The organism is Aestuariibacter salexigens DSM 15300, from assembly GCF_000429145.1.
Taxonomy (GTDB): domain Bacteria; phylum Pseudomonadota; class Gammaproteobacteria; order Enterobacterales; family Alteromonadaceae; genus Aestuariibacter; species Aestuariibacter salexigens.
Map to the genome: position 1 here is coordinate 611,225 of NZ_AUBH01000001.1, position 26,976 is coordinate 638,200.

General features: G+C 46.0%; 28 protein-coding genes and 4 tRNA genes. 9 read left to right on the top strand and 23 right to left on the bottom strand.

Features of this window, described 5'->3' with window-relative positions:
* Position 1: 1 nt before the first annotated feature.
* Positions 2-904, top strand: coding sequence for a patatin-like phospholipase RssA (gene rssA / locus G441_RS0102730; protein WP_026374936.1), 903 nt, complete (start codon positions 2-4; stop codon positions 902-904).
* A 5-nt stretch (positions 905-909) separates the two neighbouring features.
* Here rssA and G441_RS0102735 read toward each other — a convergent pair whose 3' ends face one another.
* The 3 genes from G441_RS0102735 to G441_RS19135 are packed head-to-tail and all read right to left on the bottom strand — an operon-like array spanning position 910 to position 3,048.
* The gene (locus G441_RS0102735; RefSeq protein WP_026374937.1) at positions 910-1,536 is read right to left on the bottom strand and encodes a DUF2987 domain-containing protein; all 627 of its coding nucleotides are present in this window, start codon (positions 1,534-1,536) and stop codon (positions 910-912) included.
* Positions 1,533-2,327, bottom strand: a complete 795-nt coding sequence (locus tag G441_RS0102740) for a glucosaminidase domain-containing protein (protein WP_026374938.1) — start codon at positions 2,325-2,327, stop codon at positions 1,533-1,535. The genes G441_RS0102735 and G441_RS0102740 overlap by 4 nt, the downstream gene beginning before the upstream one ends.
* Positions 2,320-3,048, bottom strand: a complete 729-nt coding sequence (locus tag G441_RS19135) for a DUF975 family protein (RefSeq protein WP_051275287.1) — start codon at positions 3,046-3,048, stop codon at positions 2,320-2,322. The genes G441_RS0102740 and G441_RS19135 overlap by 8 nt, the downstream gene beginning before the upstream one ends.
* A 75-nt stretch (positions 3,049-3,123) precedes the next feature.
* On the opposite strand from G441_RS19135, the gene G441_RS0102750 reads away from it, so the two are divergent.
* Positions 3,124-3,741 (top strand): DUF4097 family beta strand repeat-containing protein, encoded by a 618-nt coding sequence (locus tag G441_RS0102750; protein WP_026374939.1) that lies wholly within the window; start codon positions 3,124-3,126, stop codon positions 3,739-3,741.
* 34 nt (positions 3,742-3,775) lie between these two features.
* Here G441_RS0102750 and G441_RS0102755 read toward each other — a convergent pair whose 3' ends face one another.
* From G441_RS0102755 to G441_RS0102765, 3 genes are read right to left on the bottom strand one after another with little or no spacing between them, the layout of a single operon-like run.
* Positions 3,776-4,405 (bottom strand): LysE family translocator, encoded by a 630-nt coding sequence (locus tag G441_RS0102755; protein WP_026374940.1) that lies wholly within the window; start codon positions 4,403-4,405, stop codon positions 3,776-3,778.
* Between the two features lie 2 nt (positions 4,406-4,407).
* Positions 4,408-5,118 carry a Sir2 family NAD+-dependent deacetylase gene (cobB, locus tag G441_RS0102760; protein WP_026374941.1) on the bottom strand — a complete coding sequence of 237 codons (711 nt, stop codon included), beginning with the start codon at positions 5,116-5,118 and terminating at the stop codon, positions 4,408-4,410.
* 9 nt (positions 5,119-5,127) lie between these two features.
* Positions 5,128-5,961 carry a sulfurtransferase gene (locus tag G441_RS0102765; RefSeq protein WP_026374942.1) on the bottom strand — a complete coding sequence of 278 codons (834 nt, stop codon included), beginning with the start codon at positions 5,959-5,961 and terminating at the stop codon, positions 5,128-5,130.
* Between the two features lie 71 nt (positions 5,962-6,032).
* On the opposite strand from G441_RS0102765, the gene G441_RS0102770 reads away from it, so the two are divergent.
* Positions 6,033-7,370: an NCS2 family permease gene (locus tag G441_RS0102770; protein WP_026374943.1), complete on the top strand. Its 1,338-nt coding sequence runs from the start codon at positions 6,033-6,035 to the stop codon at positions 7,368-7,370.
* Here G441_RS0102770 and G441_RS17760 read toward each other — a convergent pair.
* The gene (locus tag G441_RS17760; protein WP_051275288.1) at positions 7,367-8,431 is read right to left on the bottom strand and encodes a permease; all 1,065 of its coding nucleotides are present in this window, start codon (positions 8,429-8,431) and stop codon (positions 7,367-7,369) included. The two genes, G441_RS0102770 and G441_RS17760, sit on opposite strands and share 4 nt — an antisense overlap.
* 104 nt (positions 8,432-8,535) lie before the next feature.
* Here G441_RS17760 and G441_RS0102780 point away from each other — a divergent pair, with 104 nt between their 5' ends.
* Positions 8,536-10,710 carry a hypothetical protein gene (locus tag G441_RS0102780; RefSeq protein ID WP_026374944.1) on the top strand — a complete coding sequence of 725 codons (2,175 nt, stop codon included), beginning with the start codon at positions 8,536-8,538 and terminating at the stop codon, positions 10,708-10,710.
* Between the two features lie 90 nt (positions 10,711-10,800).
* On the opposite strand, the gene G441_RS0102785 is transcribed toward G441_RS0102780, so the two are convergent.
* The 10 genes from G441_RS0102785 to G441_RS0102835 all read right to left on the bottom strand — a co-directional run bounded on the left by G441_RS0102785 (position 10,801) and on the right by G441_RS0102835 (position 17,902).
* A tRNA-Leu gene (locus tag G441_RS0102785) sits at positions 10,801-10,887 on the bottom strand.
* Between the two features lie 14 nt (positions 10,888-10,901).
* Positions 10,902-10,975: transfer RNA gene (locus G441_RS0102790), tRNA-Cys, on the bottom strand.
* Between the two features lie 141 nt (positions 10,976-11,116).
* Positions 11,117-11,192: transfer RNA gene (locus G441_RS0102795), tRNA-Gly, on the bottom strand.
* Positions 11,193-11,506: 314 nt separating this feature from the next.
* A complete protein-coding gene (gene pgsA / locus G441_RS0102805; RefSeq protein ID WP_026374945.1) occupies positions 11,507-12,070 on the bottom strand; it encodes a CDP-diacylglycerol--glycerol-3-phosphate 3-phosphatidyltransferase in 564 nt (187 codons plus the stop codon).
* 58 nt (positions 12,071-12,128) lie between these two features.
* Positions 12,129-13,955 (bottom strand): excinuclease ABC subunit UvrC, encoded by a 1,827-nt coding sequence (gene uvrC, locus G441_RS0102810; RefSeq protein ID WP_026374946.1) that lies wholly within the window; start codon positions 13,953-13,955, stop codon positions 12,129-12,131.
* Positions 13,955-14,599, bottom strand: a complete 645-nt coding sequence (gene uvrY, locus G441_RS0102815) for a UvrY/SirA/GacA family response regulator transcription factor (protein WP_026374947.1) — start codon at positions 14,597-14,599, stop codon at positions 13,955-13,957. The genes uvrC and uvrY overlap by 1 nt, the downstream gene beginning before the upstream one ends.
* A 373-nt stretch (positions 14,600-14,972) precedes the next feature.
* Entirely contained in the window at positions 14,973-16,766 is a 1,794-nt protein-coding gene (locus tag G441_RS0102820) for a M56 family metallopeptidase (protein WP_026374948.1), read from the bottom strand.
* 16 nt (positions 16,767-16,782) lie between these two features.
* Positions 16,783-17,166: a BlaI/MecI/CopY family transcriptional regulator gene (locus G441_RS0102825; protein ID WP_026374949.1), complete on the bottom strand. Its 384-nt coding sequence runs from the start codon at positions 17,164-17,166 to the stop codon at positions 16,783-16,785.
* Between the two features lie 119 nt (positions 17,167-17,285).
* The gene (locus G441_RS19640) at positions 17,286-17,459 is read right to left on the bottom strand and encodes a PQQ-binding-like beta-propeller repeat protein (protein ID WP_156896253.1); all 174 of its coding nucleotides are present in this window, start codon (positions 17,457-17,459) and stop codon (positions 17,286-17,288) included.
* A gap of 351 nt (positions 17,460-17,810) precedes the next feature.
* Positions 17,811-17,902, bottom strand: a tRNA-Ser gene (locus tag G441_RS0102835).
* A 241-nt stretch (positions 17,903-18,143) separates the two neighbouring features.
* Here G441_RS0102835 and G441_RS0102840 point away from each other — a divergent pair.
* Genes G441_RS0102840 through G441_RS0102860 form a run of 5 tightly spaced genes read left to right on the top strand, consistent with a single transcriptional unit; the run spans position 18,144 to position 20,228 of the window.
* Entirely contained in the window at positions 18,144-18,812 is a 669-nt protein-coding gene (locus tag G441_RS0102840; protein ID WP_026374950.1) for a Bax inhibitor-1/YccA family protein, read from the top strand.
* Positions 18,813-18,866: 54 nt separating this feature from the next.
* The gene (gene tusD, locus G441_RS0102845) at positions 18,867-19,256 is read left to right on the top strand and encodes a sulfurtransferase complex subunit TusD (protein WP_026374951.1); all 390 of its coding nucleotides are present in this window, start codon (positions 18,867-18,869) and stop codon (positions 19,254-19,256) included.
* The gene (tusC, locus tag G441_RS0102850; RefSeq protein WP_034474150.1) at positions 19,256-19,615 is read left to right on the top strand and encodes a sulfurtransferase complex subunit TusC; all 360 of its coding nucleotides are present in this window, start codon (positions 19,256-19,258) and stop codon (positions 19,613-19,615) included. The genes tusD and tusC overlap by 1 nt, the downstream gene beginning before the upstream one ends.
* Positions 19,615-19,887 (top strand): sulfurtransferase complex subunit TusB, encoded by a 273-nt coding sequence (gene tusB, locus G441_RS0102855; RefSeq protein WP_034474156.1) that lies wholly within the window; start codon positions 19,615-19,617, stop codon positions 19,885-19,887. The genes tusC and tusB overlap by 1 nt, the downstream gene beginning before the upstream one ends.
* Positions 19,888-19,892: 5 nt before the next feature.
* On the top strand, positions 19,893-20,228 hold the full coding sequence (locus G441_RS0102860; RefSeq protein ID WP_026374954.1) for a TusE/DsrC/DsvC family sulfur relay protein: 336 nt from the start codon (positions 19,893-19,895) through the stop codon (positions 20,226-20,228).
* Here the strand turns inward: G441_RS0102860 and serS are convergent.
* The 6 genes from serS to lrp all read right to left on the bottom strand — a co-directional run bounded on the left by serS (position 20,225) and on the right by lrp (position 26,966).
* A complete protein-coding gene (gene serS / locus G441_RS0102865; RefSeq protein WP_026374955.1) occupies positions 20,225-21,514 on the bottom strand; it encodes a serine--tRNA ligase in 1,290 nt (429 codons plus the stop codon). The two genes, G441_RS0102860 and serS, sit on opposite strands and share 4 nt — an antisense overlap.
* Positions 21,515-21,522: 8 nt before the next feature.
* Positions 21,523-21,906 (bottom strand): fluoride efflux transporter CrcB, encoded by a 384-nt coding sequence (gene crcB, locus G441_RS0102870; protein ID WP_026374956.1) that lies wholly within the window; start codon positions 21,904-21,906, stop codon positions 21,523-21,525.
* 2 nt (positions 21,907-21,908) lie between these two features.
* Positions 21,909-23,249: a replication-associated recombination protein A gene (locus G441_RS0102875; RefSeq protein WP_026374957.1), complete on the bottom strand. Its 1,341-nt coding sequence runs from the start codon at positions 23,247-23,249 to the stop codon at positions 21,909-21,911.
* On the bottom strand, positions 23,246-23,881 hold the full coding sequence (gene lolA / locus G441_RS0102880) for an outer membrane lipoprotein periplasmic chaperone LolA (RefSeq protein ID WP_026374958.1): 636 nt from the start codon (positions 23,879-23,881) through the stop codon (positions 23,246-23,248). The genes G441_RS0102875 and lolA overlap by 4 nt, the downstream gene beginning before the upstream one ends.
* A gap of 3 nt (positions 23,882-23,884) precedes the next feature.
* On the bottom strand, positions 23,885-26,323 hold the full coding sequence (locus tag G441_RS0102885) for a DNA translocase FtsK (protein ID WP_026374959.1): 2,439 nt from the start codon (positions 26,321-26,323) through the stop codon (positions 23,885-23,887).
* Between the two features lie 157 nt (positions 26,324-26,480).
* Positions 26,481-26,966 (bottom strand): leucine-responsive transcriptional regulator Lrp, encoded by a 486-nt coding sequence (gene lrp, locus G441_RS0102890; RefSeq protein ID WP_026374960.1) that lies wholly within the window; start codon positions 26,964-26,966, stop codon positions 26,481-26,483.
* Positions 26,967-26,976: the final 10 nt, after the last annotated feature.

Sequence of the window (26,976 nt, forward strand, 5' to 3'; positions counted from 1 at the left end):
TATGAAAGTGGGCATTGCACTGGGCAGTGGAGCCGCTCGTGGCTGGTCTCATATAGGTGCGATTCAGGCGCTCGAGGAACTTGGGGTAAACATTGATGTGGTAGCAGGATGCTCCATTGGCGCTTATGTAGGCGCCGCCTATGCCAGTGGTAATCTCGAAGGATTAAAAGACTGGGCGTGTTCACTGACTGAGTGGCAGGTTTTCTCACTCATGGGGGTAGGATTACGTAAAGGAGGACTGGCAAGCGGGTTGAAAGTATTTCAGATCCTGCAGGAGCAGTTCTGTGCCACAACGTATGAAGACATGCACAAACCTTTTGCTGCCGTCGCCACCGATCTTTTTAGTGGTAAAGAGGTGATCTTTAACTCTGGTGAGGTCGGCAATTCTATTCAGGCTAGCTGTGCTATTCCCGCGTTATTCAGTCCAGTCTCTCATGAAGATCGCTGGTTAGTTGATGGTGCAGTCGTCAACCCAGTGCCGGTAAATTTATGCCGAATGATGGGCGCAGATTTTGTCATCGCCGTGAACCTAAGCTCTGATTTTCGTCCGCAGTTACGAGAAGAAATAAAAATAGAAAAAGAGCACGAACAGAATCAGCAGAAGACGGATAAATTCTTCGCCAACAGCCAGACCAGAATGAAACAGTGGTTTGGCGGGGGCGAAAACAATGAAGCGCGTAAAACCATGCCCAGCATTCTGGGTGTGATGAGCAGTTCATTGGAAATACTGCAGGCCAGAGTGACACGCTCGCGATTGGCAGGCGATCCGCCAGACATCCTGATTGAACCTTCCCTTCGAGATGTGGGTGCTATGGAATTCCACAGGGCAACCGAGCTTTCTCAAAAAGGTTACGAGGCGGTAATGCGAGTCGCCCCGCAAATTCAATATTTAATGCGCTTGTAACATCGCTAGTCCTGAATAAGTGCGGTGATCCTGGTTGGTATGGCGGGTAGGAGCACCCCTTCCAGTTCACTCAGGTCAGACTCGGGCACCTGCAGTTTTCCTTCTGACAATTTAAAAGGCAGTCCCGCAAGCTGAGTCTCGCTGTCGGCAAAATGAAAAACAAGTCCACTCACACCCGGCATAAGAAATGAAAACATGCCGCCCATATCATCAAAAAACAGCGTATATTGCTGCAGCAAAAAATCTAATTCGCTCTGACTATACTGTGCTTTCAGATACGATGGTTTCGTCTCCAACTGTACCGACATATCACAGGTATTTTCTGGCTCCTGAGTGTCGACAACCACAAGCGCGTCAGCTAGTTTCAGGGCTTCTTCAAACGGGAGATTAAAACGCTGTTCTGTACTAATCTCTATATCCAGGGTTTGTTTTTGTGTAAGAACCTTTACTTCATTTAGAGAGCAGAGACGGCTCTCACCTACTCTTTTGAAGCCAAATGAAAACTGCAATGCAGTTAGATCTTCAGTATTCAGCTTACGTAAATGACTATAAAAACCCTTGTAATCTATTTCTAATGGGGCTGAAAGCACATTGGCAGTAAATAATATTAAAAGTAAAAATACAGATTTCATTGCGGAATAAGTTCTCTATTTACATCGATCATATCTTGTAGTTCTTCAACGTAGTCTTCACCTCGCTCCGAGTAGCGCAGCAGTCCCTCACTCAGTGCTTTGGCACTAGGGTGAAGTTGTTGCTGGCGCAGCGAACGACGAATGGATCTTAATTCTTCATATGCGGGGTGACGATTTAAATTCAGAATATAGCGGTGTACCGCCTGCTCAAGAGAGTCGAATTTGGCCACTTCATGGCTTGCACCCTGACCTCGTCGCCTGGGCACAAAACCACATCCCTCTGAAAAACACCATAGCCCAAAAAAGTTATACCCCTGGCGTGCAAAGCGCGATTGCCCCCAGCCACTTTCATTTGCAGCTTGAATAAGAACGAGGGCCAGTGGAACCACGTCAACTCGCTCTAAAAGCGCTTCAACCTTTTTATCAATCATGAGCGCCTCATCAATCCGATAGTCTTCGCTCAGCGCAAAAATGGTATCTTGCTGTTGGCTACTGAGCTCCTCTCCCGATTTAAGTTTTAATTGCATATCCAGCAAAAAGTGCCGGTCTCGCAGAATACGCTCATTTTCTGCTTTCACTGCTGGCGCCAGATAATTAAAAAATGCTTTTTTCCTTTCTGTCACATCGCTAAAACTGGCAAAGTCTGGAATTGCGGCGACTGGCTTTTGCTTCACTAACTCCGGTTCTTCGATTATCTGTTTTTTCAAAAACGGATAAATAAGTGCCAGTCCACCGATAAAGAGGATGCTGCCAATAAACACTTTTGATGTGCGTAATCTGCCGTTAAGCATCAAACACAGTATCCTGATGTGACGGTTCATCACCGGTTTGTTGCGCGACGCTGGTATCAAATAGTTGATGGTATAAGACACCCAATGCGTTGTAATAGAACGGAATTGACCAGATAAACCCAATTCCGAATGTCAGTGCTGATGCAATGAATGCTGCTCCAAATACCAGATAGAGTAGAACAAAGGCGGACCATTGCTTGTTGACGGTTTTGATTGATAACACCACGGCTGCCACAGGACTCATACGACGATCTGCAACCAGCATCAAAGCGAAGCTACAGGCAATCATGAGATAAATACCCGGCAGAATAAATAGTAACAGCCCAACTTGCACAATCACCGATATAAATAGCGAAGTTAAAGCCAACCACGCGGCACGGGGTAAGTAGTCAAAAAGGGAACGAACCGAACAGGCCTGCTGACGGGCAGCTTTTACACCCATCATTGCCATCCCTGCAGCCAATGGCGCGAGCACAATTGTGACCAGAATATCAGCAATCATTTGGACGTTTGGCGGAATGGCCTGTGGATCGGTCACGTTAAAAAACGTCAGTATGGTCATCACGAGCGTGACCAAAATCACTAACGTCACGATAGTAGCCAAAACCAATGGGATCTGATTCTGCTTCAACATGGTCCAAGCTAGTTTAACAACATTTTTCACATCGACTGGCGATGTCTGCTGTGCTTCAAATTGCGGTGGATGATTATTTTCTGACAACGATATAAACCTTTGTGCTCTTTCACGCGACTAGTATATCAAATTCATGTTTATACACATCTTCGGAGCCCACTCATGGAAAAAATACTTACAATTTTTATGTTTGCCTTACTCTCGGTATCGTTTTGTGCCCAGGCAAAACAAAAAACACTCGAATTGACCACGGAGCTAGAGGCCGAAAGCACGCTCAACATTCATGTCGCTGTCGGTGAACTTGAAATAAGCCGCTACAGTGGCGATCAAGTTAAAGTGACTGTGGCAGTTAAACCACAGAATGATTGGCATTGGGGAAGTGATGACTACGACATCAACAATGCAACGCTTGAGGTCGACAGACATAGCGACCAACTGCATCTTGAAATTCCCATAGATGGCACAGAGCAAGACTGGCGGGTAATGGTTCCCCACGCTATTCATCTGCGTCTTGATGTAGGCGTAGGTGAAGTTGATGTACAAGACGCTGACAGGGATGTCAGAGTAGACGTCGGCGTTGGTGAAGTGGATATTTCACTTGCACATGATGACTACAGGTCAATTTCCGCAGACTCTGGCGTGGGCAGTGCCGATATCAAAGGACTGCAAAACATTGAGCACGAACGAACGATGGTAAGTGAAAGTAGTCAGGTCGATGGTGCAGGTCAGTATCGGGTAAATGTGGACGTTGGTGTCGGTGATATAGATATACGACGCTAGATGTTGCCAGTATCAAGGGCGACGCAACGTCGCCCTAGTTAAAAAACACCAGTTTAATTGCAAGCGCAACCAGTATCCCACCCATGACGCGGTCAAACAGATAGCCATTATCGCCAATGAACGCCCTCACCCGCTTGGTGCTTAAGAATAACGAAAGCAGACAGAACCATAGTGCGGTGGCAAAACATAAATAAACGCCATAGGCAACTTTGACCGACAGCGGGGTCTCTACAGAGACCGCTACCGCGAATACAGACAGGAAAAATAAGGTAGCCTTGGGATTTAAACCATTGGTCAAAAGACCTATCCAGAACGCTTTTTTATCGCTTAATGCGACCTGTTGACTGGCAGGCTCGTTTACCTCATCTAACCGTGTAGGTTTGCTTTGCAGTGCGCCCCATCCCAGATACAGCAAATAACCCGCTGCAACAAACGTAAATGCCTGATAAAGCAATGGTGTCGTTTTTATCAGCAGACCTATTCCCAACAGTGAATACGCAACATGCAAGGCAATCCCCAGACCAATGCCAATGCTGGTTAACAGTGCTGCTCGGCGACCATAACTAATACTATGTTTAACCACCACAGCGAAATCGGGGCCGGGGCTTGCTACCGCCAGCAAATGCACAACTGCTATGGTGACAAATTCAGCCCAATATTGCATGTTCACGAACCACGCTTAGTTAACAGTGATTCAACAAATTTGGGCACAACCTCTGTGGCATTACCATAATATCCTTCCATGAAATCATGCTGCCCGTAGCTTGGCTCCAGATTAAGTTCCACAGTATGTGCCCCGTTTAATTTTGCTTCTCTGACAAATCCAGCAGCGGGATATACGTTACCCGAGGTGCCTACAGAAATGAACAAATCAGCCTGCAACAGTGCATCGTAGATGGTATCCATGTGCAAGGGCATCTCACCAAACCAAACTATATCGGGCCTGATTGACGATGGTAGCTGACAGCAATGGCAACGTGACTTGGCATCAAAACTGTCCGTCATTGACCAACGGTGACCGGAATGTTGACAACGTGCAGAAAGGAGCTCCCCATGCATATGTATCACGCCATTCGATCCTGCTCGTTCATGTAAATTATCAACGTTTTGGGTGACCACAGTAACGTTATAATTCTCACTTAATTGCAGTTTTGCCAGTGCAACATGGGCAGCATTGGGTTCTACTCCAGCTTCTTGAAGTTGCGCCCGCCGCTCATTGTAAAAACGATAAACCAGAGCCGGATCTCTGCTAAACGCTTCTGGAGTCGCAACGTCTTCAACTCTATGCTGCTCCCACAGTCCATCATTATCACGAAATGTTTTAAGACCCGATTCAGCCGAGATACCGGCACCGGTAAGTACCACGATGTTCTGCATAGTGTTTTGTTATTGCTCGATTGGATATTTTAGGTCTGCGCCCCACTCTGTCCAGGAACCATCGTAGACAGATATTCGCTGATAGCCACACAGCATCGCGCATAGTGCAAGGATACAGGCAGTGACGCCTGACCCACAACTAAAAACGAGATGTTGTTGGCTATCGCCAGCAAAAGATTCAAACATTGCCTGAAGTGCGGCTGTATCGTGGATTTTTCCATTATTCGTGCAATCAGCAAAAGGTAAATTAACTGAGCCTGGAATATGACCGCTTCGCAGTCCTGGTCGTGGTTCCGGATTTTTCCCTGAAAAGCGGCCAGCCGATCTTGCATCCACTACCATGATACTCTGACTGACGCACCCCTCTTGCACAAATTCAGCATCGACAAAACCATATTCAAGGGGTTGAACCGAGACATTACCTGCACTTCTGGGCAGTGTTAAGGATGGGCTCACAGGTAACCCCTGACGCTGCCATTCTGGTAGGCCGCCATCCAAAACTGCGACATGTTGCAATCCCATTGCGGTTAACATCCACCATACTCGAGGTGAACAAAATACACCGACATTGTCATAGACAACGATTATCGAGTCATTATTTATGCCCAATTGACGTATTTGCCTCTCAAATTGAGATGCGGGCGGCATAGTGTGTGGTAATGCACTCTGTTTGTTCGTTATGTCTGACTCGAAATCAAATAATACCGAGCCCGGAATAAATTGTTCTGGTATAGGCGCGGGACTGCCTGTGGCGAGATCTGCCATGCAGGTATATAACACGACCAATTTCGGATTGGTTAGTTGAGACTGCAGCCAATGGCAAGAGACAAGAGGAGAATTCATATCTTCACATCGTAGATAAACGTATTAGGATGCATGTTACATTGCGCTAACGATATCAATATAAAATCACTATGAACACGTTATTACGTAATCTCGATAGATATTTCCATATATCAGAGCATGGTTCGACAATTCGAACTGAAGTGTTGGCCGGCCTCACAACGTTCGCGGCGATGTCTTATATTCTTGTTGTTAATCCGAATATTCTTGCCGCTGGCGGTATGCCTATTGAGGGATTGATTACCGTTACTGCACTTGCTGCGGCTATTGGCACGCTCCTGATGGCAATACTAGCGAATTATCCGATTGCGCTAGCACCCGGGATGGGGCTGAACGCTTTTTTCGCATTTACCATGTGTCTGACGTTGAACGTCCCATGGCAAGGCGCACTGGGAATCGTTTTTTGGAATGGTGTGCTGTTTATTGCACTGTCATTAAGCGGTATTCGTAGCAAAATCGCCGATGCTATTCCTGACGCCTTAAAAATTGGCGTGCAATGTGGCATTGGTTTATTTATCGCATTTATCGGATTAAAAAATGCGGGCATTATTTCGGCCAATCCGGCTACGTTGGTGAGTCTTGGGGACCTGTCACAGGCCGCCCCGTTAGTTGCTCTGGCGGGTATCATTTTGACTGTCATATTAATGGTTAAAAAGATCCCAGGCGCCATTCTTCTCTCAGTGTTGTTTATTAGCATTGCAGGGCTTTTCATTCAGACAGAAAGCGGCCCAATAACACACTTGCCCGAACATTTCGTTGGCATGCCGGATAGCATTCAGAACACCTGGCTTAAGATGGATATTGGTTATCCATTGCGCCATTTTGAACAAACCTGGGATCTGGTTTTTGCGCTATTATTTGTCAATATGTTCGACACCATCGGCACATTAATTGGCGTGTCGCGTAAAGCAGGATTGTTAGATGCGCAAAATAAACTGCCGAAAATGGGTAAAGCTCTGACGGCCGACGCGACAGCTAGTATCGCTGGTGCAGCATTGGGTACCTCGCCCGTTACCTCTTACGTTGAATCTGCTGCAGGTATAAGTGCTGGCGGCAGGACGGGGCTAACAGGTGTGGTCGTCGCCATTTTGTTCATTCTGGCGCTGTTTCTTACCCCTGTGATGAAAGCTATCCCACTCATGGCGACTACGCCCGCACTCGTAATGATTGGTATTTTGATGATGGAATCGTTTAAACATATCGACACGGATGACCTAACCAGCCTGGCAACGGCAACTGTTGCGCTGTTGACCATGCCGTTAACGTTTAGCATCAGTGAAGGTATCGCATTAGGCGCTATTACCTATACGGGTATCATGCTCGGTACAGGGCGCGGTAAACAGGTCTCATGGCTGACATACGGGATCACTACCGTATTTGTGATGCGCTATATATTTGGTGTGGCCTAAAACGTATTTAATGCCAGCGCAATTACGAATATTTGAGGCAGTGTAATGATGGGTAACATCAGAGCAAACTTCCAGGACTGAGTGAACGATTTTATCACCATGATCTCGGTGTAGTCTGTTGAAACACCTGACATCAGAAATGCGAAGCCGTTACCGGGTGCGTTGGCATTATTGGCAATATCAGCAGCCAGAGGTGTGGAACCTTCAGAACACACTTCAATGATAGTGGCAGCAAGCACGGTAAGTGTTAATCCTATCAGGGTTGGTCCAAACAGATTAGCGAATTGGTCGGCTGACACGAAGGTTCTCACGACTGCAGCTAACACGATCCCAAGCAGCAGCCAACGGACCACCATTTTTGACTCGATTACGCCCTGCGTAAACATTGTTATTACGTCTTTTGTCGAGATGGTGCTGCTATGCCAATACGTTTTCACCTGATGCCAAAATTGGAAGTCGTCACTCAATGTTTGGCGATTTGGGTTTTCGACTAACACCTGCTGTTTAACCAGGTAATCAAAAATCATACCTGTTGCAATAGCAATGACGACAGACAGTAAAATATACATCAGCGTCCAGCCCAGTCCGATTAGCGCGACAAGGATTAAGGTTAATGAAAAGCTATTCCACGGACTGGCAATTAGAAAAGCCATGACCTGCCCGGCGCTCGCGCCGCGCTCATAAAGCTTGGCACCGACCATCAAAATGCCGTGACTGCATAAATCCAGCATTACACCTGCTGCCGTAGCGCGACAAAGCCCACCTATGCCGGCTTTGTTTCCAAGTGCAGCAATGACAAGGTCACGAGGAATTCGGGTGAGAAGGGATAACATGATAATGCCGAGCAAGACGCCCCACCACATTGTGTTGAGCAATTCAAAAACGGAATGGCTGAAGTGATAAAGTGATGGAAATTGACTAGCAAGAGACTGTCCCGCCAACCAGTAAGCAGCGTAGCTTATTAGCACCACAGCGCCACAAATTGTCAGCATCCAGTCTGGCTTCTGCCACCAGCGCTGGTCAGGAGGTGTGGGGTGTTGGTGACAGCATGAATTACTCATTTCCCAAGTATGCCATAACGCGAATTGATAATGTAAATAGCGTTCTCACAAAACTTTTCTATAGTTTGATAAGTGTCCAATTTAGACAAACGGGTTTGATTAGCATGCAAAACAAACAATCAGGACTACGAGTATCGTCCAAGACAAATGAAAGCAGGCCGGTAAAAAAAGAATTAATTCGAGATAGCGATGTGATTCTTAAAGAAAAGCGCTCAAAAGCAGATGCAGGAGCGAAATCAAACAGTTTGTATTTCACAGAATCAGATGTCGGAAAGATATTAGAAAACCTCGATGCGTTACGCAATGATGTCTACCCAACGGAAGAAGAGGAAAATTTACTCACTGTTCCACAGTTTCCGTCAGTGTGTTTAATAGGACTTGGACGCTGTGGGTCAAATATCGCACTGGATGTATCTTCCCTGGTCTTTAATGCCAGAAAGTATTATTTAAATGAGTTTCGGGACGAGCAAAACCGTGAAAGTGAAAAAGAGAGCCGTCCTGTAAGGTGGATTCAGAGAGGTTTAAACCTTCATCCAAAAGAACTTATCAAACCAGTGTTTTTAATTGAGCCATTAGTCGTTCTTGGTGATTTAGATAAGGATATAGAAGGGAGAATACGCTTTTCTGCCAAAAACTCCGAAGGCGACTTTCTGACAAACTACAATAAATTGAAAATAATGGATTTGTCAGAAGTTCATGCAGGTGGAGCTGGTAACGCCCCGATATTAGGTCAATATTTGGCGAAAATCATTCTCAAAAAAGAAACGGAAAATTTCAGTAACAAACAGTGGAAATTTATTCATTCATATCTCATTGATTCATGTGGAATTAAAGCGAATCAGTCAAGATTATATTTTTACATATTCAGTGCTGGAGGGGGGACAGGTTCTGGTATGGCATCAGAGTTCGGTCTGGCACAGCAATATTCATATATGAGTAAAACGTTCGATACAAGCACGGAAAAAGAGTTACAGGGCAAGAGCCATTCGTTTGTGTTTGAACCAATTTTTACGAGTGGCATTTGTATATTACCGAATATTACTGACAGTCATTCAGAGATGTCCGAGGCATTACACATAAATGCTGGTCGGTTATTGTGTAAATATCTCTCTGAAGAGTGGAATTTTTCTTACAATACAAAAGGCGAAGAAGAGTCAGAGTCCCCTACAAAATCTGTGGTGGAGAGAGTCAGGCCATGGAACGCAATGATGCTCATATCAAATGATATCATGCGATATGCGGAGCAGAATGATACTGAAAGCAACATTCAAAATATCGATGTCAATGCGATGGAACGACATGCAAATCAATACATTAGTCAACAAATCTTCAATATCCTCACCGCTCAGGCAGTAACGTCTGATTATGATGAAAATTATTTTAGGCGGGCAGGGATAGATATTGGGGAAACAATTCGACTGGATGCCAATGATCTATTTATGAGTTTAGCGGGTCCGGTTGCCATTGCTTATGCAGAATCAGTAACGGATAACCTTAGTCAGGCCAACAATAAAGAACTCGATATTGATGATCTGTTCTTCCGATCTATAGATCTACCCCACTTTAACCAGCATACACAGGCAATAGAGGGCATAAGCTTATTACCCGTAGAGTCTGGGAAATACAGAAATGCGCTGAAACAATACAAAGAATCTAACTTCAATCCAAGCAGACTGAGACAGCTACATTTCTTCCAAAATTGCTCTTCTGTTGTATCGATCGTATCGCTTCCAAAGGATTACAAGCTTTCTTACATGTCTCTTAACCGACTTAAATCACATTTAAACGCCTTATTCCCAAATACTACTCTCAAGCGGTATGCGTTGGTGATAGGCGCATCAGCGAACCTTTCGTTAACTACATTGATTGCAAAGAGCCCGTGCCTCAGTGATGATTTTCTTACCTTACTTGTAGCGTACATTAAACGTTGTTTTGCACGCAGTGAGGTTGGTTATGACGAAACGATAGATAAAACTATTATAGAGCTTATCCAATCGCCTGAATTTGATGAAACGCGCCTAGAGACGCTGTTGTTGACTTACGAGGATCCTGCGAAGATTCTCGATACAAACTGGCATGCAATAAAGCCAATGTACGAGAAGAAATATCGCGAAATTATTCGCGATGAGAACGGATTTAAATCGATTAACGATATTCGACTCAACATTGATAATGTGAAAGATGCTATTCAGTATCTGCGTCAAATTTACCGTCACAGAATAAGCAAAACACGGATCATATCTTTGAATAGCGATTTTCGTTGTGATGAGGAACCTTAGTTCAAATAAGGTTATTTACCGTGTGCGATGAAAGCGTAAGACCCGTTTATGGGGTAGAGCCAATAAACGATAATTATAAATTAAAATTAATGGTGCCCGGGGCCGGACTTGAACCGGCACGCTGTTACCAGCGAGGGATTTTAAATCCCTTGTGTCTACCAATTTCACCACCCGGGCTACGGGTATAAGAGTGGAGGCGGAACCCGGAGTCGAACCGAGATCCACGGATTTGCAATCCGCTGCATAGCCATTCTGCCATTCCGCCAAAGACACCTAGAAGGTAGAAAGATGTCTAGGATTTGGAGCGGGAAACGAGACTCTGACTGGCCGGCATTCCGGTCGCGTCGCCTTGGGGTCGCGTTACCCTCTCTCAGCTTTACTGTAATATTACACTAAAACCTAAATTTGGAGCGGGAAACGAGACTCGAACTCGCGACCCCAACCTTGGCAAGGTTGTGCTCTACCAACTGAGCTATTCCCGCATTTATTCGTTTTACTGGGTAGTAAAAAACACGTCCATGATGACCGGTACCCAGTCTCGACTTCCTGTCTCGCCGTTCATTCCTCTCGCAGTGATGTTAAATCACTGCTCGCCTTCTTGAAGAAGGCCGGGCTTCACCCAACAGAGCTATTCCCGCATAACTATTTTCCAACGTCAGGCTGGTGACCTAACGTGGCGTTGCATTCTACCTGCAAAGTCATAGCTGTCAACTGCTTAAACGCCGTCATCATACAGCTTGCTTGTTTTTTCATCGCTCTGCGTGTTTTCTATTCGCACGCAAAGATAAAAGACGGTTTACGCTGTGCGCAGATACTTCCAAGCGGCGATTGAATACTCAACCATTGACCAAAGCGATAACACCGCGGCGATATAAAGCAATACGTGACCCAGCGACACCCAATAAATGGCAACGCCCATGAATGTCTCAAGCCCGGACAACAACCCTATCAGTGCGAGCATCTGTGCCATGGTTTTTGCTTTGCCTAAAAAGGACACTTTTACAACATCATTCTTACCTTCCTGACTCATCCACTCTCTGAGTGCTGAGACATAAATTTCTCTGACCAGTAAAACGATAGCAGGGATTGTGATCCACAATGACTGATAGGTATGCGTTATCATTAACAATGCACTGGCGACGATGAGTTTGTCTGCAACAGGGTCGAGGAACGCCCCAAATTTTGATGTCTGCTGAAGCTTCCTGGCAAGGTAACCGTCGAACCAGTCTGTTATCGCTGCCAGCCAGAATATGAATGCCCCCGCTTCATGTGCCCACTGCCAGTCAAGAAAATACACGACAACAAACACGGGGATCAGCAGCACTCTTATAATTGTGACTATATTAGGTACGGTCCACATGTAACGCTCACTTGCAAAAAGGGCCAGAAAAAGACGGTCAATTTATGGCGATGTCATTTTAGTTATGCAGCTGATCATAAATCATTTCTGCCATCTCAGCACTAATGCCTGGTACTTTCGATAATTCTTCTTTACTGGCACGCTTTACGCCGTGTAATCCCCCCATATATTTTAGCAATGTCTGTCTTTTCTTCGGTCCAATTCCCGGTAGTCCCTCAAGCGGTGACGTCGTTTTTGCCTTTTGACGTCGATTTCTATGTCCAGTAATCGCAAAACGGTGTGCCTCGTCGCGAATATGTTGGATCAGATGCAGTGCAGGTGAATCTGATGCGACCGGAATGGTTTCATAGCTACCCGAAAGTATCAGGGTTTCGAGACCCGGTTTACGACTGGTTCCCTTCGCGACACCTATTAACATTGGGACGTTATTCCCTTTCCATGCTTCAAAGAACTTTTCAGCCTGCGCTAACTGTCCCTTGCCGCCGTCGATAAGCAGTAAATCAGGCATTTTTTCTGCTTCTGTGGTGCTTTTATAACGTCGCTTCAGGGCTTGCGCCATCGCAGCATAGTCGTCACCAGGTGTTATCCCTTCAATATTGTATTTGCGATAGTCTGATTTAAGCGGTCCTTCCCTATTGAAGACGACACAGGAAGCCACAGTCTGCTGGCCTGATGTATGACTGATGTCAAAGCATTCCATGCGTTTGATGGGTTGCTCTGTTTCTAACGCTGAGTCTAATACCATAAAACGAGCGAAAATGGATCTTTGCTGATTGCGATGCGCATCTAACGCGTTTTGAGCATTGTTATTTGCCAATTGCAGATAACGGCGTTTTTCGTCCCGTTTACCTCGTAAAAACCGAATCTGTCTGCCTGCCTGCTGAGACAGCAGATCCTGTACGACTTCTTCGTCAGGCAGTGTCACGGGAAGCACGATGGTCTTTGGAATACGTTTGTTTCCAGCAAGATAAAATTGCGTCAAAAATGCCTGAAAGACATCTTCTGGGGCACTATCAGCAGGGACTTTGGGGAAATAAGACTTATTGCCTAACAAGCTGTTATCGCGCACGAATAACGCCTGCACCGCAGCGATACCTGGCTCCATAGCAAATCCAAGCACGTCCATTTCCTGTTCACTTGAGCTAATGGTTTGTTGCTCCTGAATTTTGCGCAATGCTGAAATCTGGTCCCTATATCGAGCAGCCAGTTCAAAATTCAGTGCTGCACTGGCCTGCTCCATTTTATCCACCAATGTAGCGATAACTTCGCTGTTTTTGCCTTTTAGAAACAACCGAGCAAGATTAACCTGTGTTTGGTATTCATCATCCGTTACGTGTCCCTCCACACAAGGCGCTGAACAACGCTTCATCTGATATTGCAGGCAGGGACGACTACGTGCACGATAATAGGCATCTTCACACTGCCGTACCGGAAAAATTTTCTGCATGCTACGCAGACTTTCTCTGACCGACCAGGCACTCGGATAAGGGCCAAAATATTCGCCAGGCTTTTTACGACTACCACGGTGAAAGCTTAATCTTGGATGATGATGAGCAGATAAATAAATAAATGGATAAGATTTATCGTCTCTAAGAACGACGTTATATCGTGGTTTATATTTCTTTATGTAATTATTTTCGAGCAGAAATGCTTCGGTTTCACTGTTGACTACAGTGATATCAATTGACGCAATTTGGTTGACCAAAGAATGCGTTTTGACGCTGTCTACTTGCTTGCGAAAATAACTGGATACCCTCTTTTTTAGGTTCTTGGCTTTGCCGACATAAATAACCTCCCCTGCCACGTTATACATCCTGTACACGCCGGGCTGGGAAGTTAAATTACGTAAGAATGCCTGATGGTCAAATGTCGTTTTGTCGACCATTACCAATGTTCAGTGCTGATTAATTTATGCCTGATCGCCAAATGAGTAAGTTCGACGTCAGTGCTAATATTGAGCTTATCAAACATGCGATAGCGGTAAGTATTAACCGTCTTTGCACTGATGTTCAATGAACTGGCAATATCCGGCACTTTAGCGCCTTTGGTCAGCATCAGCATGATTTCTAGTTCGCGATCTGAAAGATGTTCAAATGGATTGTCATCATTTAGATTTAGTTGGCCGATTGCTATTTGTTGCGCGATATCAGGGGCGACATACTTTTGTCCGGTCGATACTTTTCGGATGGCCCGGATCATTTCCTCACCCTCAGCATCTTTCGACAAATAACCATATGCCCCCATTTGCATGACTTTTGCCGGTATAGGGTTTTCTTTTTGCATCGACAAGATGATAACGCGGGTATTCTCTACAAATCGTATGATCTGTTTTGTCGCCTCTAACCCGCCGATACCAGGCATGTTCATATCCATCAAAGCAACGTCGGGTTGCTCTTTACGACAAAACTTTACTGCTTCTTCACCGCTGCCGCATTCTCCGACAACAGTAAAGTCTTGAACCTTTTCCAAAATTAAACGAATCCCTGTTCTGACCAGGTCATGATCATCTACAAGCAAGATTCTTATCAAATCGAATTCTCCGGTTTATTCTTATTATATTTTGGGGGCTACTGCGGCTAACACCAGAGCACTTACGCCCTACCTCGTGCATTTTTATGGAATGATTGTAGACTGTTTTTATGTTATCGGTACAGATGCGAACTTAACCTGTTCCAACCACTTATTGTATTGGCTTTTCCTTCGCACACGTTAAATGCTTGGCAGTACGGACTGCTGCAACAAATTCGCCACCGATCAATACATCCTCTGATGAGTTGAGGTTGCTGTGCTTTAGCTCCACATCGGCACTTGTCTATTTTTAATACCATAGCTACATCACACGATTTCTCCGGTGAAGAGTAGCCGATTTGATTAATTACTCGCAAGTACCAATGCTGTTGAACTATAGTTTCGCGATTCTACTTCCAGTGATAGGCACCGAGGCAGCCTCGGGATTGGTAAAACTGAAGATTTTGCTCATTTGCATATTTTGCAGTTCTCCGTCGACGCTACCCGGCGAAAACTCCCACTCTTCCAGCGCGCGAGTGATAGAACGTCTGAATGAACGATGCACGCCGTCTTCAAAAGATATTTGTTCTGCTTCGCCGTCTGTATTGACGACAAAGGTAACTTTAATCTCGCCTTCTAACTGACGCTTTATTGCAACACGTGGATAGGAAGGTGTAACCGAATCAAGGATCACTGGGTTCACTATACGTGGTGTATCATTTACTATCGGCTGCGGCTGCGGTTCCTCTGTGGTGAAAACCGTTTGTTCGATCGCGGCAAGCTTTTCGATCAGGTCTGGTGGCTGACGTGATATTTTGGGTATCGCCAGAGCCTGCTCAGCCAAGGTTACTGCCTCAGTAGTTTCAGCAGATTGTTGCTCAGTTGCAGGTTTGGGGTCACTACTTGGCGCTACTTTTTCATTGGGTATCCTTGACTTGTGTTCCGTATTTTCCGGTTTGCTTTGTGTATCTATTGCTTTCACATTTTGTGGCGTTACTTGTGATGGTATTTCAGCCTCTACAGATTCTCCAGAACCATTATCGATGGCATTCTCAGACGGCGCGTCAACGCGTTGAGATACGACTGCAACAGTTGGCACTGGCGTGGTGGCGATGTTGTCTGACTGAAGAGTGACTTGATCATTTAGTGGCAACCGCGAACTGTGCTGCATACCCACTACATGCCTGGCTGAGAAAAGCGTCACGACGGTAGCCAATGCAAAAAATGCAGCAATACTGCCAACTATCCAATGACTGGCGCCCCTGGGAGCACAATATTGGTGTCCGACCAGCCGGAACACACGCTGCTTTAAGTCTCCGCCTGACGCCGCCATAGCGAGTTGTGGAATATTATTTGGTCGCGCAAGCTCTGCATCGGTCAGCGCGGTTGCATAGGCGAGCGGACAACCACACGCCTCAACCGCCATATCATCACAACAGTACTCTCGTTCAATACGAACCTGTTTAGAAATCCAACGCACCGTAGGGTGGAAAAACAAAATAACTTCTACCCACGACTGTAAAAAATTGACCAGATAGTCATAGCGTTTCACGTGTGCCAGTTCGTGCGCTAGCAGCATATCCAGTTGTTTTGGTGTTAATCCTATGGCCATGGATGCCGGGAGCAATACAACTGGCTTTAGCCAACCAATTACCATGGGCACATCAACACGATGAGAGACCAACAGTCGAGTAAGCGGATTGGTATCAATCTGAGCTTTTAATGCATCAAAACGATTAAGCAGAACCTTACTGGGTACCGCTGTATGTGAGTAAGGTAGTCTGTAAACCTGGTACATCCTGACGATCAACTGAATGCTGAACGCGACGACACCAGCCATCCACACTAATCCCGTCACTGATAGCCACTCGAGGTCTTGGACGGTACGCCCATCAGTGTGACTAACCATCATGTCGCCGTTACCTGAGTAGGTTGCCGCAACGGTTAGATAAGAAGACACATTTGAAGTCTGTTCAAGGATATAAAACGTCAGGACAGGACTGATGGCACAAAGGCATAGCGCAATCAGAGATAGCACGTAGCGCAATTGCGAATGTTTAACAGAGATGTTCTGCAACAATACAAACAGTACAAGGGCGACCAATGCCCCCTGCCATAATGAATGCAACATGGTTTTAGCAAGCAAAGAAAATACTGGGCTGCCTAACACATCGAATATCCATTCCATTGCCTGACCTCCCTGCCTACTTATTATTACTTTCTAAGGAATCGAGTACTCGCCGAATTTCTGCTATTTCTTCCCGGCTGGCAGATTCGCCGAGCGCACGCAACACCAGTTCTGATTTCGAGCCGCCAAATGCCTTATTTAACATGTCGGAAACGATCGAAGATTGGGTCTGCGCTTCGGTGTAATTCGCTTTGTAAATGTGAGCTCTGCTACTTTCGTCCCTGGTAACCAAACCTTTTTCATGCATGATTTGGAACATTTTCAACACCGTGGTGTAGCCCACTTCTTGCACTTCACTGACGCGCTGGTGAACTTGACGCACGGTAGACGGACCTAACGTCCATAAAATTTTTAATAGTTGCAGTTCAGTGCTGGTTGGAACGTCTTTTTGCCGTTTCATTATTATGGATTCCAGTGCAGACTCTGCTAGTAAATATACGAAATCACTCGTATAAAGCAAGAGAAATAAAGTGCTTAAACCTGACCAGCAAACTTAAGCACATTTTTAATGCGCGTGGTCTAGCAGCGCTTAGCGATTCTGGAACCTGTGTTTCTGCAATCATCAAGTTCTTCTTGTGACATACGTGTGTTTTCCTCTTCCTCAGTCACTTGCGCTGTGTCTGTCGTTGATGAACAGGCAGATAAAAAGCCAGCGGCAAAGAGTGCCAGCAGCCCTAGTTTATACTTTTTCATGTGCTCTCCTTTTAATTACGAATTATTACGTACGTAGAGCAAGGTATACGAAACGATTTGTCAATTCAAGTACATCGACATGGTTTGCAACACATTTGGAAAGAACGAGAACGAATTTTTTTGAATGGAACACGATAACAATGCGGTGAGCTCTTTAAACCGCCTGAGCTTGCGACCGACCGCCTTAAGGCGTCGGGATTGCAAAGTGCATCCAGCACGTTGTCGTAGCGCGACTAGCCTTTGGTTGTCCAAATTCGTTCCCGACGAATTTGTCAAACCCGAGGGACTTCTCACCCTACCTTACACACCGATACGAAAAAACCCGACACTAGGTCGGGTTTTTGTCGAATTTGGCGGAGAGGGAGGGATTCGAACCCCCGGAAGGTTTGACCCTTCGCCTGATTTCAAGTCAGGTGCATTCAACCGGACTCTGCCACCTCTCCTAAATGCGGGACGGATATTAATGATGTCGTTTACGCTTGTAAAGCGTTTAATAACAAAAAACGTAACGATTGCGGGGCAAATAACCAGTTAGCCGGTATTTTGTGCAAATTGTCGTTTATCGCCACCTCAAGAGACCGATAATGCTTGAAAAAAGGAACTAAACACCCTACTAATAGACTAATAGTTTAGTATTTCAGTCAGTTATTTATAACAGTCAATAATATCCTTGCGGAGGAATAAATGGAAAATCGTTCTGTATATGGTCACGCTCAAACGGCGTCGGTGTTACAGACAAATAAGGTATTACGTAATACCTATATGCTTCTGGCCATGACACTGGCGTTCAGTGCTGTCTGTTCTGTCGTCGCCATGGCGATCGGAATTGGACCTGGCGCGTCATTACTGATGACACTTGGCGCGTTTATTACCCTGTTTGTAGTCAATAAAAAAGCAGATTCAGCCTCTGGGATCTATTGGGTATTTCTGTTCACAGGTTTACTCGGCGGCTCGCTTGGTTTTACGTTAAGCCGTTATGCGGGGATCCCAAATGGACCTGAGCTTATCGCTCAAGCTTTTGGCGCGACTGCTTTAGTGTTTTTTGCCCTGTCTGGCTATGCACTGACAACTAAAAAAGACTTCTCATTCATGGGTGGTTTTTTAATTGTCGGTTTGATCGTCGCAGTTGTTGCAAGTATCGCCAACATCTTTATGGGCATCCCGGCACTTAGCCTGGCAATCAGTGCAGCCATTGTGTTTATCATGTCTGGCCTGATCCTGTTCGATACCAGCAGAATCATCCACGGCGGTGAGACAAACTATATCCGTGCCACCGTGTCGATGTACTTGAACATCTATAACCTGTTCGTTTCTATTCTGCACCTGCTTGGTGCGTTTGGTGGCGACGATTAACTTAAGTGTTCATAACAAACACCCCGCTTTGTCGGGGTGTTTTTGTTTACGTCGATGACAACCTTTTCTCTTCTCATCACCCATTCACCCACCAACAGTGGAGAGCCTTATGCGGCTTGGCGTTTCGCATCATCTGCCTTGCGCCTTGGACACGATATTTCCGGCATTTTCTTTTATGGAGAAGGTGTACATAACGCCAGCAGTCTTGCCGTATTACCGAGTGATGAAGTAAATCTGCACCGAGCCTGGAAAGACTTACATAATGAGTATAAGGTGCCGCTCTATACCTGCATCAGTGCAGCTAACAGACGCGGTGTACTATCAGAGCATGAAGCCAGAGACGCCGGACTCATTCATCATAATGTTGACACGCCTTTTATTGTGTCAGGACTAGGTGAGTTTTTCTCTTTGTTGCATTCGAGTGACAGGATGGTGCAATTTTAATGGTGTCGTTAACACTGATATTGACTTGCCCTCCCTATTCTTCCTGTGCTGCAAAAGAGCATTTGGATATGGCTCTTGCAGCTGGTAATTTTGATACTGACGTTACGCTTATTTTTACTGGTGACGGCGTCTTTAATGTTGTAGATAATCAGCAACCAGAAAAGACCCTGCAGCAAAAGCCATTGGCGAAGACTTATGGTGCGTTGCCGTTTTATGACGTTGAAAATGTTTTTGTATGTGCAGATAGTCTTAAGCAACGAAATATTGATGCCACGCAACTGATTGACGTCTGCACAGTGAAGTCAGCATCTAACATTAAACAGCTTATTGGTGATGCTCAACACGTGGTTGTATTTTGATGGCTACCCTGCACCGCCTGACGACAAGGCATCCTGAACTTGCTGAACTAATCAACCGAATGTGTGACGAAGGTGACGGTGTACTGCTGAGCGGTGATGCCTGTTACCATCATCAACAGCTGCATTACATACCGGTCAATGCGGCACTTTACGCACTTCAGGAAGATCTCGATGCTAGAGCAATAAACATAGACCGTGCAGTGTATGACTGTGTCGATTTTGATGGCTTTGTTGAGCTTACGATTCAATATGACAAAGTGGTGAGTTGGTAACACATATGCCGTTCATAGAATTTGAAAACAAACAAATAGAAACGGATAAGGGCGGGTATCTCCTGAATGTTGATGACTGGAGCGAAGCGCTTGCCCCAATACTGGCTGAGAGCGAGTCAATTGAACTGACGTCCGCGCACTGGGAAGTGGTCAATTTTGTGCGTGATTTTTATCTGGAATTTGGCACTAGTCCGGCAATTCGGGCATTGGTCAAAGCGATGGCAATAAAACTAGGACCGGATAAAGGAAACAGTCGTTATCTACACAGACTGTTTCCAAAAGGCGCGGCAAAACAGGCAACAAAGATTGCAGGCTTACCCAAGCCTGCAAAGTGTCTTTAAGCAGACAGTACTTTGATGCCACCCATGTAGGGTTGCAGAACCGTCGGCACTGTAACACTGCCATCCGCTTGCTGATTATTTTCTAAAATAGCAACCAGCGTGCGACCCACCGCCAAACCAGAGCCGTTCAATGTGTGTAATAGTTCAGGCTTATTCGTTTCTGGATTACGGAATCGGGCCTGCATACGGCGCGCCTGAAAATCCAGCATGTTTGAACATGACGAAATCTCACGATAGGTATTCTGCGCAGGCAACCACACTTCCAGATCGTAGGTTTTTGCAGAGCCAAATCCCATATCGCCTGAGCACAGCAACATTTTACGGTACGGCAGTTCAAGCATTTGCAGAATAGACTCCGCGTGGCCCGTCAACTCTTCCAGTGCCTCAAACGATTGTTCTGGTTTGACTAACTGTACCAACTCAACTTTTTCAAATTGATGCTGGCGTATCAAGCCACGCGTATCACGTCCATATGACCCCGCTTCTGAGCGAAAACAAGGCGTGTGGGCGGTCATTTTTATAGGTAACTCGTCTGCGCTGAAGATTTCTCCCCTCGCCAGGTTGGTCAATGGTACTTCGGCGGTTGGGATCAGTGACAAGCCCTGCCCTTCTTCCGTTGCCGGCTCTGTATGGAATGCGTCTTCTTTAAACTTGGGAAACTGACCGGTACCGTACATGCTATCTGCATTAACCAGATACGGAACGTACATTTCTGTGTAGCCGTACTGACTGGTGTGCGTATCCAGCATAAATTGCGCTAACGCGCGATGCATGCGTGCCACCTGACCGCGCATAACGACAAATCGCGAACCCGTGAGCTTCGCTGCCTGTTCAAAATCAACGCCGTTTATGCGTTCTGCGACATCTACGTGATCCTTAACGTCGAAATCAAACTGACGAGGCTCACCCCAGCGGCTTATTTCAACATTATCGTTCTCGTCTTTACCCACAGGCACTGAATCATCAGGAATATTCGGAATATCCAGACAGAATGCATTGAGCGTCTGTAATAATTCATTCAGTTCTGCTTTTGCTGCGTCTAACTGTTCACCCAGATCACTGACCTGAGCGAGTAATGGCTGAATATCTTCACCTGCAGCTTTTGCTTTACCAATTGATTTAGAGCGCACGTTGCGCTCATTTTGCAAATCCTGCGTCTTTATCTGTAACGCTTTACGTTTCTCATCTAATGCTGTGTATGTTTCAGCATCAAGGTCGAATCCACGTCGTTTTAACCGTTCTGCGGTATGCGCGATGTCCTGTCGCAAATACTTCTGATCAATCATTATTTTTATTAGCCTTTCACTAATTGTATTGCCAGCCACACAGCGGCCAGGCAACAGCAAACATTTAACATTACATTGAGCATCGCTTTTAACCACAAACCTTGTTGCAGCAGTAGCAGCGAATCAACAGAAAACGTAGAAAATGTGGTTAACGCACCGAGAAAGCCAATACCTAACATGGTGCGCCAGGGTACGATATACATATGTTCATGCTCAATTAGGCTATAAAGAATGCCAAGCAAGAACGACCCTGCAACATTGACGATAAGTGTACCAAACGGAAACCCTTTACCAAACCACTGAAACGCCCATTGGGTAATAAAAAACCGTAAGCATGCCCCAATTGCGCCGCCTACGGCAACGGACAAGTAGAGTTGTAATGTGGCTTGCATGTTTATGAATACCTTTTAAACGGGCTGTTATCATCTTGTTGTCGCAAAAAATCTAATTTTTGCTTAATTTTACTTTCCATACCGCGTTCATTGGGTTGATAGTACCGGGTATCTTTTATTTCTTCGGGTAAGTAACACTCTCCGGCGGCATAGGCATTGTCGTAATCATGGGCGTAACGATATTCTGCGCCATGATTCATTTGTTTAGCCAGTGCAGTTGGCGCATTGCGTAAGTGCGCGGGAACGTCCAAATGACCATGTTGCTTCGCCTCTTGCATCGCCTGATTAAACGCTGCGTATACCGCATTACTTTTCGCCGCGCAGGCACAATAAATGGCTGCCTGAGCAATGGCCCTTTCACCTTCATGTTTACCAACCCGGTGATAGGTATCCCAGGCCGATACACAAATCGTCAACGCACGAGGATCGGCATTGCCAATATCCTCACTGGCAATGGCTAAAAGTCTTCTGGCGATTACCGTGGCCTCACACCCGGCAGTCAACATTCTTGCTATCCAATACACAGCAGCATCAGGACTCGACCCTCGTACTGACTTGTGAAACGCTGACAGCATGTCGTAATAATGATCACCCTGTTTATCAAACTGCGCGACAGACGTCCCCACAGCATCAGCGATGTGAGAAAGCTCGATAACGTTGACCTCACACAGGTCGGCGGCAAGTTCAAGGGTGTTTAATAATCGTCGCGCATCACCGCCGGAGGATGCAAGTAACGCAGCTTTCGCATCGTCAGCGATACTCAGTTGCCGGTCTCCCAGTCCAAGTGTTGTGTCTTGCAGTGCTCGCTCGATCAGTGCAGACAATTCAATGTCAGTCAGTGGTTTGAGTATGTAGACTCGGGCACGGGACAATAGTGCGCTATTAAGCTCAAAGGATGGATTCTCGGTCGTCGCCCCAATAAAGGTGATTGTGCCATCTTCGATATAGGGCAAAAACGCATCTTGCTGACTTTTGTTGAAGCGGTGTACTTCATCGACAAATAGAATCGTCTGCTGATCGTCCTGAACGGCAACGTCTTTTGCTTCCTGCACAGCCTGCCTGATGTCTTTAACACCCGATGTTACTGCGGACAGGCGAATTACATGAGCATGGCAATGCCGAGCGATCATCTCAGCGAGTGACGTTTTACCGGACCCGGGTGGTCCCCACAGGATCATTGAATGTGCTGAGCCGCTTTGTAAGGCTCGAAACAGTGGCCGTCCCTCAGATAGCAAGTGACTCTGACCGATGTAGTGAGAGAGCGTTTGTGGCCTTAAACGCGACGCCAGGGGCGCGTTAACGGTACTACTGGCGTCATTATTAAATAGATCCTGAGATCTCATTCTGAACGTTGATCGTCGAGAGAATAGCCGTCTGGCAGAGTAAAAGAAAAGAGTGAGCTGTCCAAGTTTTCATTCATGCGCTGCTCACTGAACACAAACTCACTGACCTGTTGTTGTCGGTCAATCAATACCAGCCTGCTCAACGCATTGTCTGCGAAAGAAATTTTCAACGCGACAATCTGCCCCTCCGGATTGTTGCTTGTTACGTCAAACACATCGTTGTCTACGCTCACTTGATATTGTTGCCAATGCTCATTATCTGGGCTGGTCAATAAAACGATGGGATTGTTGCTAATCGCCTGTCGCTGAGACAACGCGGTGACTTGCTCAACAAAGGGGTCGACGTGCCAAAGTGTGTCACCATCTGCGATCAGCAGAGTGTCGTCTGGCTCAGTCACCTGCCAGCGCATTAAATCAGGGACTGCAAGTGTCATATTGCCCTGTGCTTGCTGGAGTATTTCCCCATTTATGTCAGTCACTCGCTGGGTGAAGTGACCGCTGAAGCTTGTTAGTCCACTGAGTTTCTGCTTGAGTAAACGGGCAGCATCAGAAAGCTCCGTTTGAGCCAGTAACGATGCTGAAAACACAGTGGCTGTAATCAGTATTACAGCGCGTATTACATGCTTTGACATTCATTAATCCTTTGGCGGTGGTGGTGCGAGCACATCTCGATTGCCATTATGGCCTGGTGAACTTACGACACCGCTCTGCTCCATTTGTTCGACCAAACGGGCTGCCCGATTGTAACCAATTCTGAATTTACGCTGCACGCTGGATACCGATGCCCGGCGTGACTCGGTGACAAATGCAACCGCTTCATCGTAAAAGGCATCAAATTCCTGGTCTGCGCCTTCCGGTTGCTCACCCGGCAATAATACTTCGGCAGTTGCTTCACCATTTAATATTTCATCGACGTATTCAGGTTCGCCTCTGCGTTTCCAGTCTGCTACCACTGCATGCACTTCCGGATCGTCTACAAACGCACCATGAACACGCGTTGGTACGCCTGTCCCAGGTGGTAAATACAGCATATCACCGGCACCTAGCAACGTTTCAGCGCCCTGCTGGTCCAAAATAGTCCGTGAATCAATTTTTGAAGACACCTGAAATGCAATACGGGTGGGAATATTGGCTTTAATCAAACCGGTGATCACATCAACGGATGGACGCTGGGTAGCCAAAATCAGATGAATACCGGCCGCTCTGGCTTTCTGTGCAATACGTGCTATAAGTTCTTCAACTTTTTTGCCAACGATCATCATCATATCGGCAAATTCATCAACCACCACGACAATACTGGGTAACTTTTCCAGGTCAGGAGCCTCGGTTTCCATGCTTTCTTCAAATTTCCATAGTGGATCTTTGAGTGGCTCTCCGGCGTCGATGGCTTCCTGCACTTTAGCGTTAAACCCTTTCAGATTGCGCACGCCCATGGCAGACATCAGCTTATAGCGTCGCTCCATCTCACCAACACACCAGCGCAGCGCATTCGCTGCCTGTTTCATATCCGTGACCACTTCTGCCAAAAGATGAGGAATACCCTCATAGACCGACAACTCGAGCATTTTCGGGTCAATCATAATCAGGCGCACATCTTCGGGCGTGGATTTGTAAAGTAAGCTGAGGATCATCACGTTAACACCAACTGATTTACCCGAGCCGGTAGTACCGGCAACAAGCAGGTGTGGCATTTTTGCGAGGTCAACAATCACAGGTTTTCCGGAAATATCCGCGCCTAACACCATTGTCAATGGCGAACTGGATGACTGAAACTTTTCACAGCTTATCACTTCACTCAAACGCACCATTTCTCGGTGTTTATTTGGCAATTCCAGTCCAATTACGGACTTTCCCGGTATTACTTCGACAACACGGACCGAGATGGCAGACATGGCACGCGCTAAATCCTTTGACAAGCTTGTAATCTTGCTTACCTTCACGCCCGGAGCAAGATCGAGTTCAAAGCGCGTAATCACTGGCCCTGGATAGACCCCCACCACCTGCGCTTCGATATTAAAATCAGCTAACTTATCCTCAACCAGGCGGGATACAGCTTCCAATTCTTCTGCACTCATGGGATTTTGATGACGGTCCGGGCGCTGTAACAAGTCAAAAGACGGAAGTGGTGTTAAGGCAGCATCGTCCTGAGTGCCTGAATCAGCTTTCACGTTTGGCTTATTGGCTGTAGCAGTGGGTTTAGACTCTGAGGATTGTTTTGATGTTTTACCCTTGATTGTTTTAGACACAGACTTGCGCAATCCAGCAACGCTAAAACCATTGCTTTGCGTCTCTTGCTTTTCACTTTCATCCTCAGCGAACACTTCATCAGGGATTGAAAAACTGGGCTCTTGTCGATCTGCTTCACTATCAGGCTGAGGCTCTACTCTCAAACTGGTGATGTGAATATCATCGTTATTATCGTCATCAGAGGAAGACGACATTGATTTTGCATTATTGAATGGTAAGGCAGGCACCTGTATATGCGCTAATTGGCGTGGCGCTCTCGCGGTGAACTTACCAAAACCGATGGCAAGTTCACCGATTTTGTCAACGATGGTCAGCCAGGAAATCCCGGTAAGCAGAGTAAATCCGGTGCAGAAAAAACATAACAACAGAAGTATGGTGCCAATCAGATTAAAATGTGGGATGAGTGCGGTACTGATGATGTCACCAACCATGCCGCCCGCTGAAAAATGAAAAAGGTCGTCGAAATTAATGCTGGAAATACCGGCAGCACCGATCAATAGCAAAATCACGCCAATGATACGTAGCCCGACGGCAAGGTAATCAATTTCTGTTAGCTCTTTAATGCGCTGAAATAGAAACCAGCCAGTAAATGCTAGAGCGAAGGGAAAAATGTAAGCGATGAAGCCGAAAGAAAAAAACAATACATCGGCGAAACGCGCACCAACGCCGCCTACCCAGTTATGCACCTCGCCTTGCAATCCGGCCTGACTCCAGCTTGGATCACCGGGGTGAAATGATGCTAACGCCAACAATAAAAAGAAAGCAAAAGCACATGTGATCATCATGCCTGCTTCCAGAATACGCTGGACACCAGACAATCGCGCCATATTTCCCAAAGTCTTCATTCTATTCGTTGTATGCCACACATGATTCAAATGAGCCACGCTGACAGATGCATTCCCAGTTTCGCTACTGGTGTTATTTATTAGTTCGTAATATACAAGGACAGCACATCAATTCATAGCAGATAAGCGCTGTCGCGGACTATTTCATATTAATCTTTAACTGACTGGTATGTTTTACCTCTTCCATAACAACGTAAGTACGTGATTCGCTGACACCCGGTAATCGCAGCAATGTATCGCCCAATAATTTTCTGTAACTCGACATATCCGCCACTCTGGCTTTGAGCAAAAAATCAAAATTTCCCGAGACCAGATGACATTCCTGAATATCATCATGCTTTTTAACTGCAGTAGAAAATTCTTCGAAGATATCGACCGATGTTTTGGTCAATGTAATTTCCACGAAAACCAACATGGCTGCACCGAGTTTTTGCGGATCAACGTGTGCGTGATATCCAGTGATATAGCCCTGTTCCTCTAACCTTCTCACTCTTTCCAGACAGGGGCTGGCACTAAGTCCTACAGCTTTTGCCAAATCCACATTGGAGATACGACCATTTTTTTGCAGGTTTACCAGGATATTACGATCGATACGATCAAGGTTTTTAGGTGTTTTGACCAGCATATAAAATACT

Coding starts and splice junctions, on each gene's coding strand:
- G441_RS0102780 (WP_026374944.1), top strand. CDS start 8,536: ATGCAAAACAAACAATCAGGACTACGAGTATCGTCCAAGACAAATGAA.
- G441_RS0102875 (WP_026374957.1), bottom strand. CDS start 23,249: ATGAGATCTCAGGATCTATTTAATAATGACGCCAGTAGTACCGTTAAC.
- G441_RS0102825 (WP_026374949.1), bottom strand. CDS start 17,166: ATGAAACGGCAAAAAGACGTTCCAACCAGCACTGAACTGCAACTATTA.
- G441_RS0102860 (WP_026374954.1), top strand. CDS start 19,893: ATGCCGTTCATAGAATTTGAAAACAAACAAATAGAAACGGATAAGGGC.
- rssA (WP_026374936.1), top strand. CDS start 2: ATGAAAGTGGGCATTGCACTGGGCAGTGGAGCCGCTCGTGGCTGGTCT.
- G441_RS0102765 (WP_026374942.1), bottom strand. CDS start 5,961: ATGAATTCTCCTCTTGTCTCTTGCCATTGGCTGCAGTCTCAACTAACC.
- tusD (WP_026374951.1), top strand. CDS start 18,867: ATGACAACCTTTTCTCTTCTCATCACCCATTCACCCACCAACAGTGGA.
- G441_RS0102840 (WP_026374950.1), top strand. CDS start 18,144: ATGGAAAATCGTTCTGTATATGGTCACGCTCAAACGGCGTCGGTGTTA.
- cobB (WP_026374941.1), bottom strand. CDS start 5,118: ATGCAGAACATCGTGGTACTTACCGGTGCCGGTATCTCGGCTGAATCG.
- pgsA (WP_026374945.1), bottom strand. CDS start 12,070: ATGTGGACCGTACCTAATATAGTCACAATTATAAGAGTGCTGCTGATC.
- G441_RS0102750 (WP_026374939.1), top strand. CDS start 3,124: ATGGAAAAAATACTTACAATTTTTATGTTTGCCTTACTCTCGGTATCG.
- tusC (WP_034474150.1), top strand. CDS start 19,256: ATGGTGTCGTTAACACTGATATTGACTTGCCCTCCCTATTCTTCCTGT.
- G441_RS0102755 (WP_026374940.1), bottom strand. CDS start 4,405: ATGCAATATTGGGCTGAATTTGTCACCATAGCAGTTGTGCATTTGCTG.
- G441_RS0102820 (WP_026374948.1), bottom strand. CDS start 16,766: ATGGAATGGATATTCGATGTGTTAGGCAGCCCAGTATTTTCTTTGCTT.
- serS (WP_026374955.1), bottom strand. CDS start 21,514: ATGATTGATCAGAAGTATTTGCGACAGGACATCGCGCATACCGCAGAA.
- uvrC (WP_026374946.1), bottom strand. CDS start 13,955: ATGGTCGACAAAACGACATTTGACCATCAGGCATTCTTACGTAATTTA.
- G441_RS0102885 (WP_026374959.1), bottom strand. CDS start 26,323: ATGGCGCGATTGTCTGGTGTCCAGCGTATTCTGGAAGCAGGCATGATG.
- G441_RS17760 (WP_051275288.1), bottom strand. CDS start 8,431: ATGAGTAATTCATGCTGTCACCAACACCCCACACCTCCTGACCAGCGC.
- lolA (WP_026374958.1), bottom strand. CDS start 23,881: ATGTCAAAGCATGTAATACGCGCTGTAATACTGATTACAGCCACTGTG.
- crcB (WP_026374956.1), bottom strand. CDS start 21,906: ATGCAAGCCACATTACAACTCTACTTGTCCGTTGCCGTAGGCGGCGCA.
- G441_RS0102770 (WP_026374943.1), top strand. CDS start 6,033: ATGAACACGTTATTACGTAATCTCGATAGATATTTCCATATATCAGAG.
- tusB (WP_034474156.1), top strand. CDS start 19,615: ATGGCTACCCTGCACCGCCTGACGACAAGGCATCCTGAACTTGCTGAA.
- G441_RS0102740 (WP_026374938.1), bottom strand. CDS start 2,327: ATGCTTAACGGCAGATTACGCACATCAAAAGTGTTTATTGGCAGCATC.
- G441_RS19640 (WP_156896253.1), bottom strand. CDS start 17,459: ATGAAAAAGTATAAACTAGGGCTGCTGGCACTCTTTGCCGCTGGCTTT.
- lrp (WP_026374960.1), bottom strand. CDS start 26,966: ATGCTGGTCAAAACACCTAAAAACCTTGATCGTATCGATCGTAATATC.
- G441_RS0102735 (WP_026374937.1), bottom strand. CDS start 1,536: ATGAAATCTGTATTTTTACTTTTAATATTATTTACTGCCAATGTGCTT.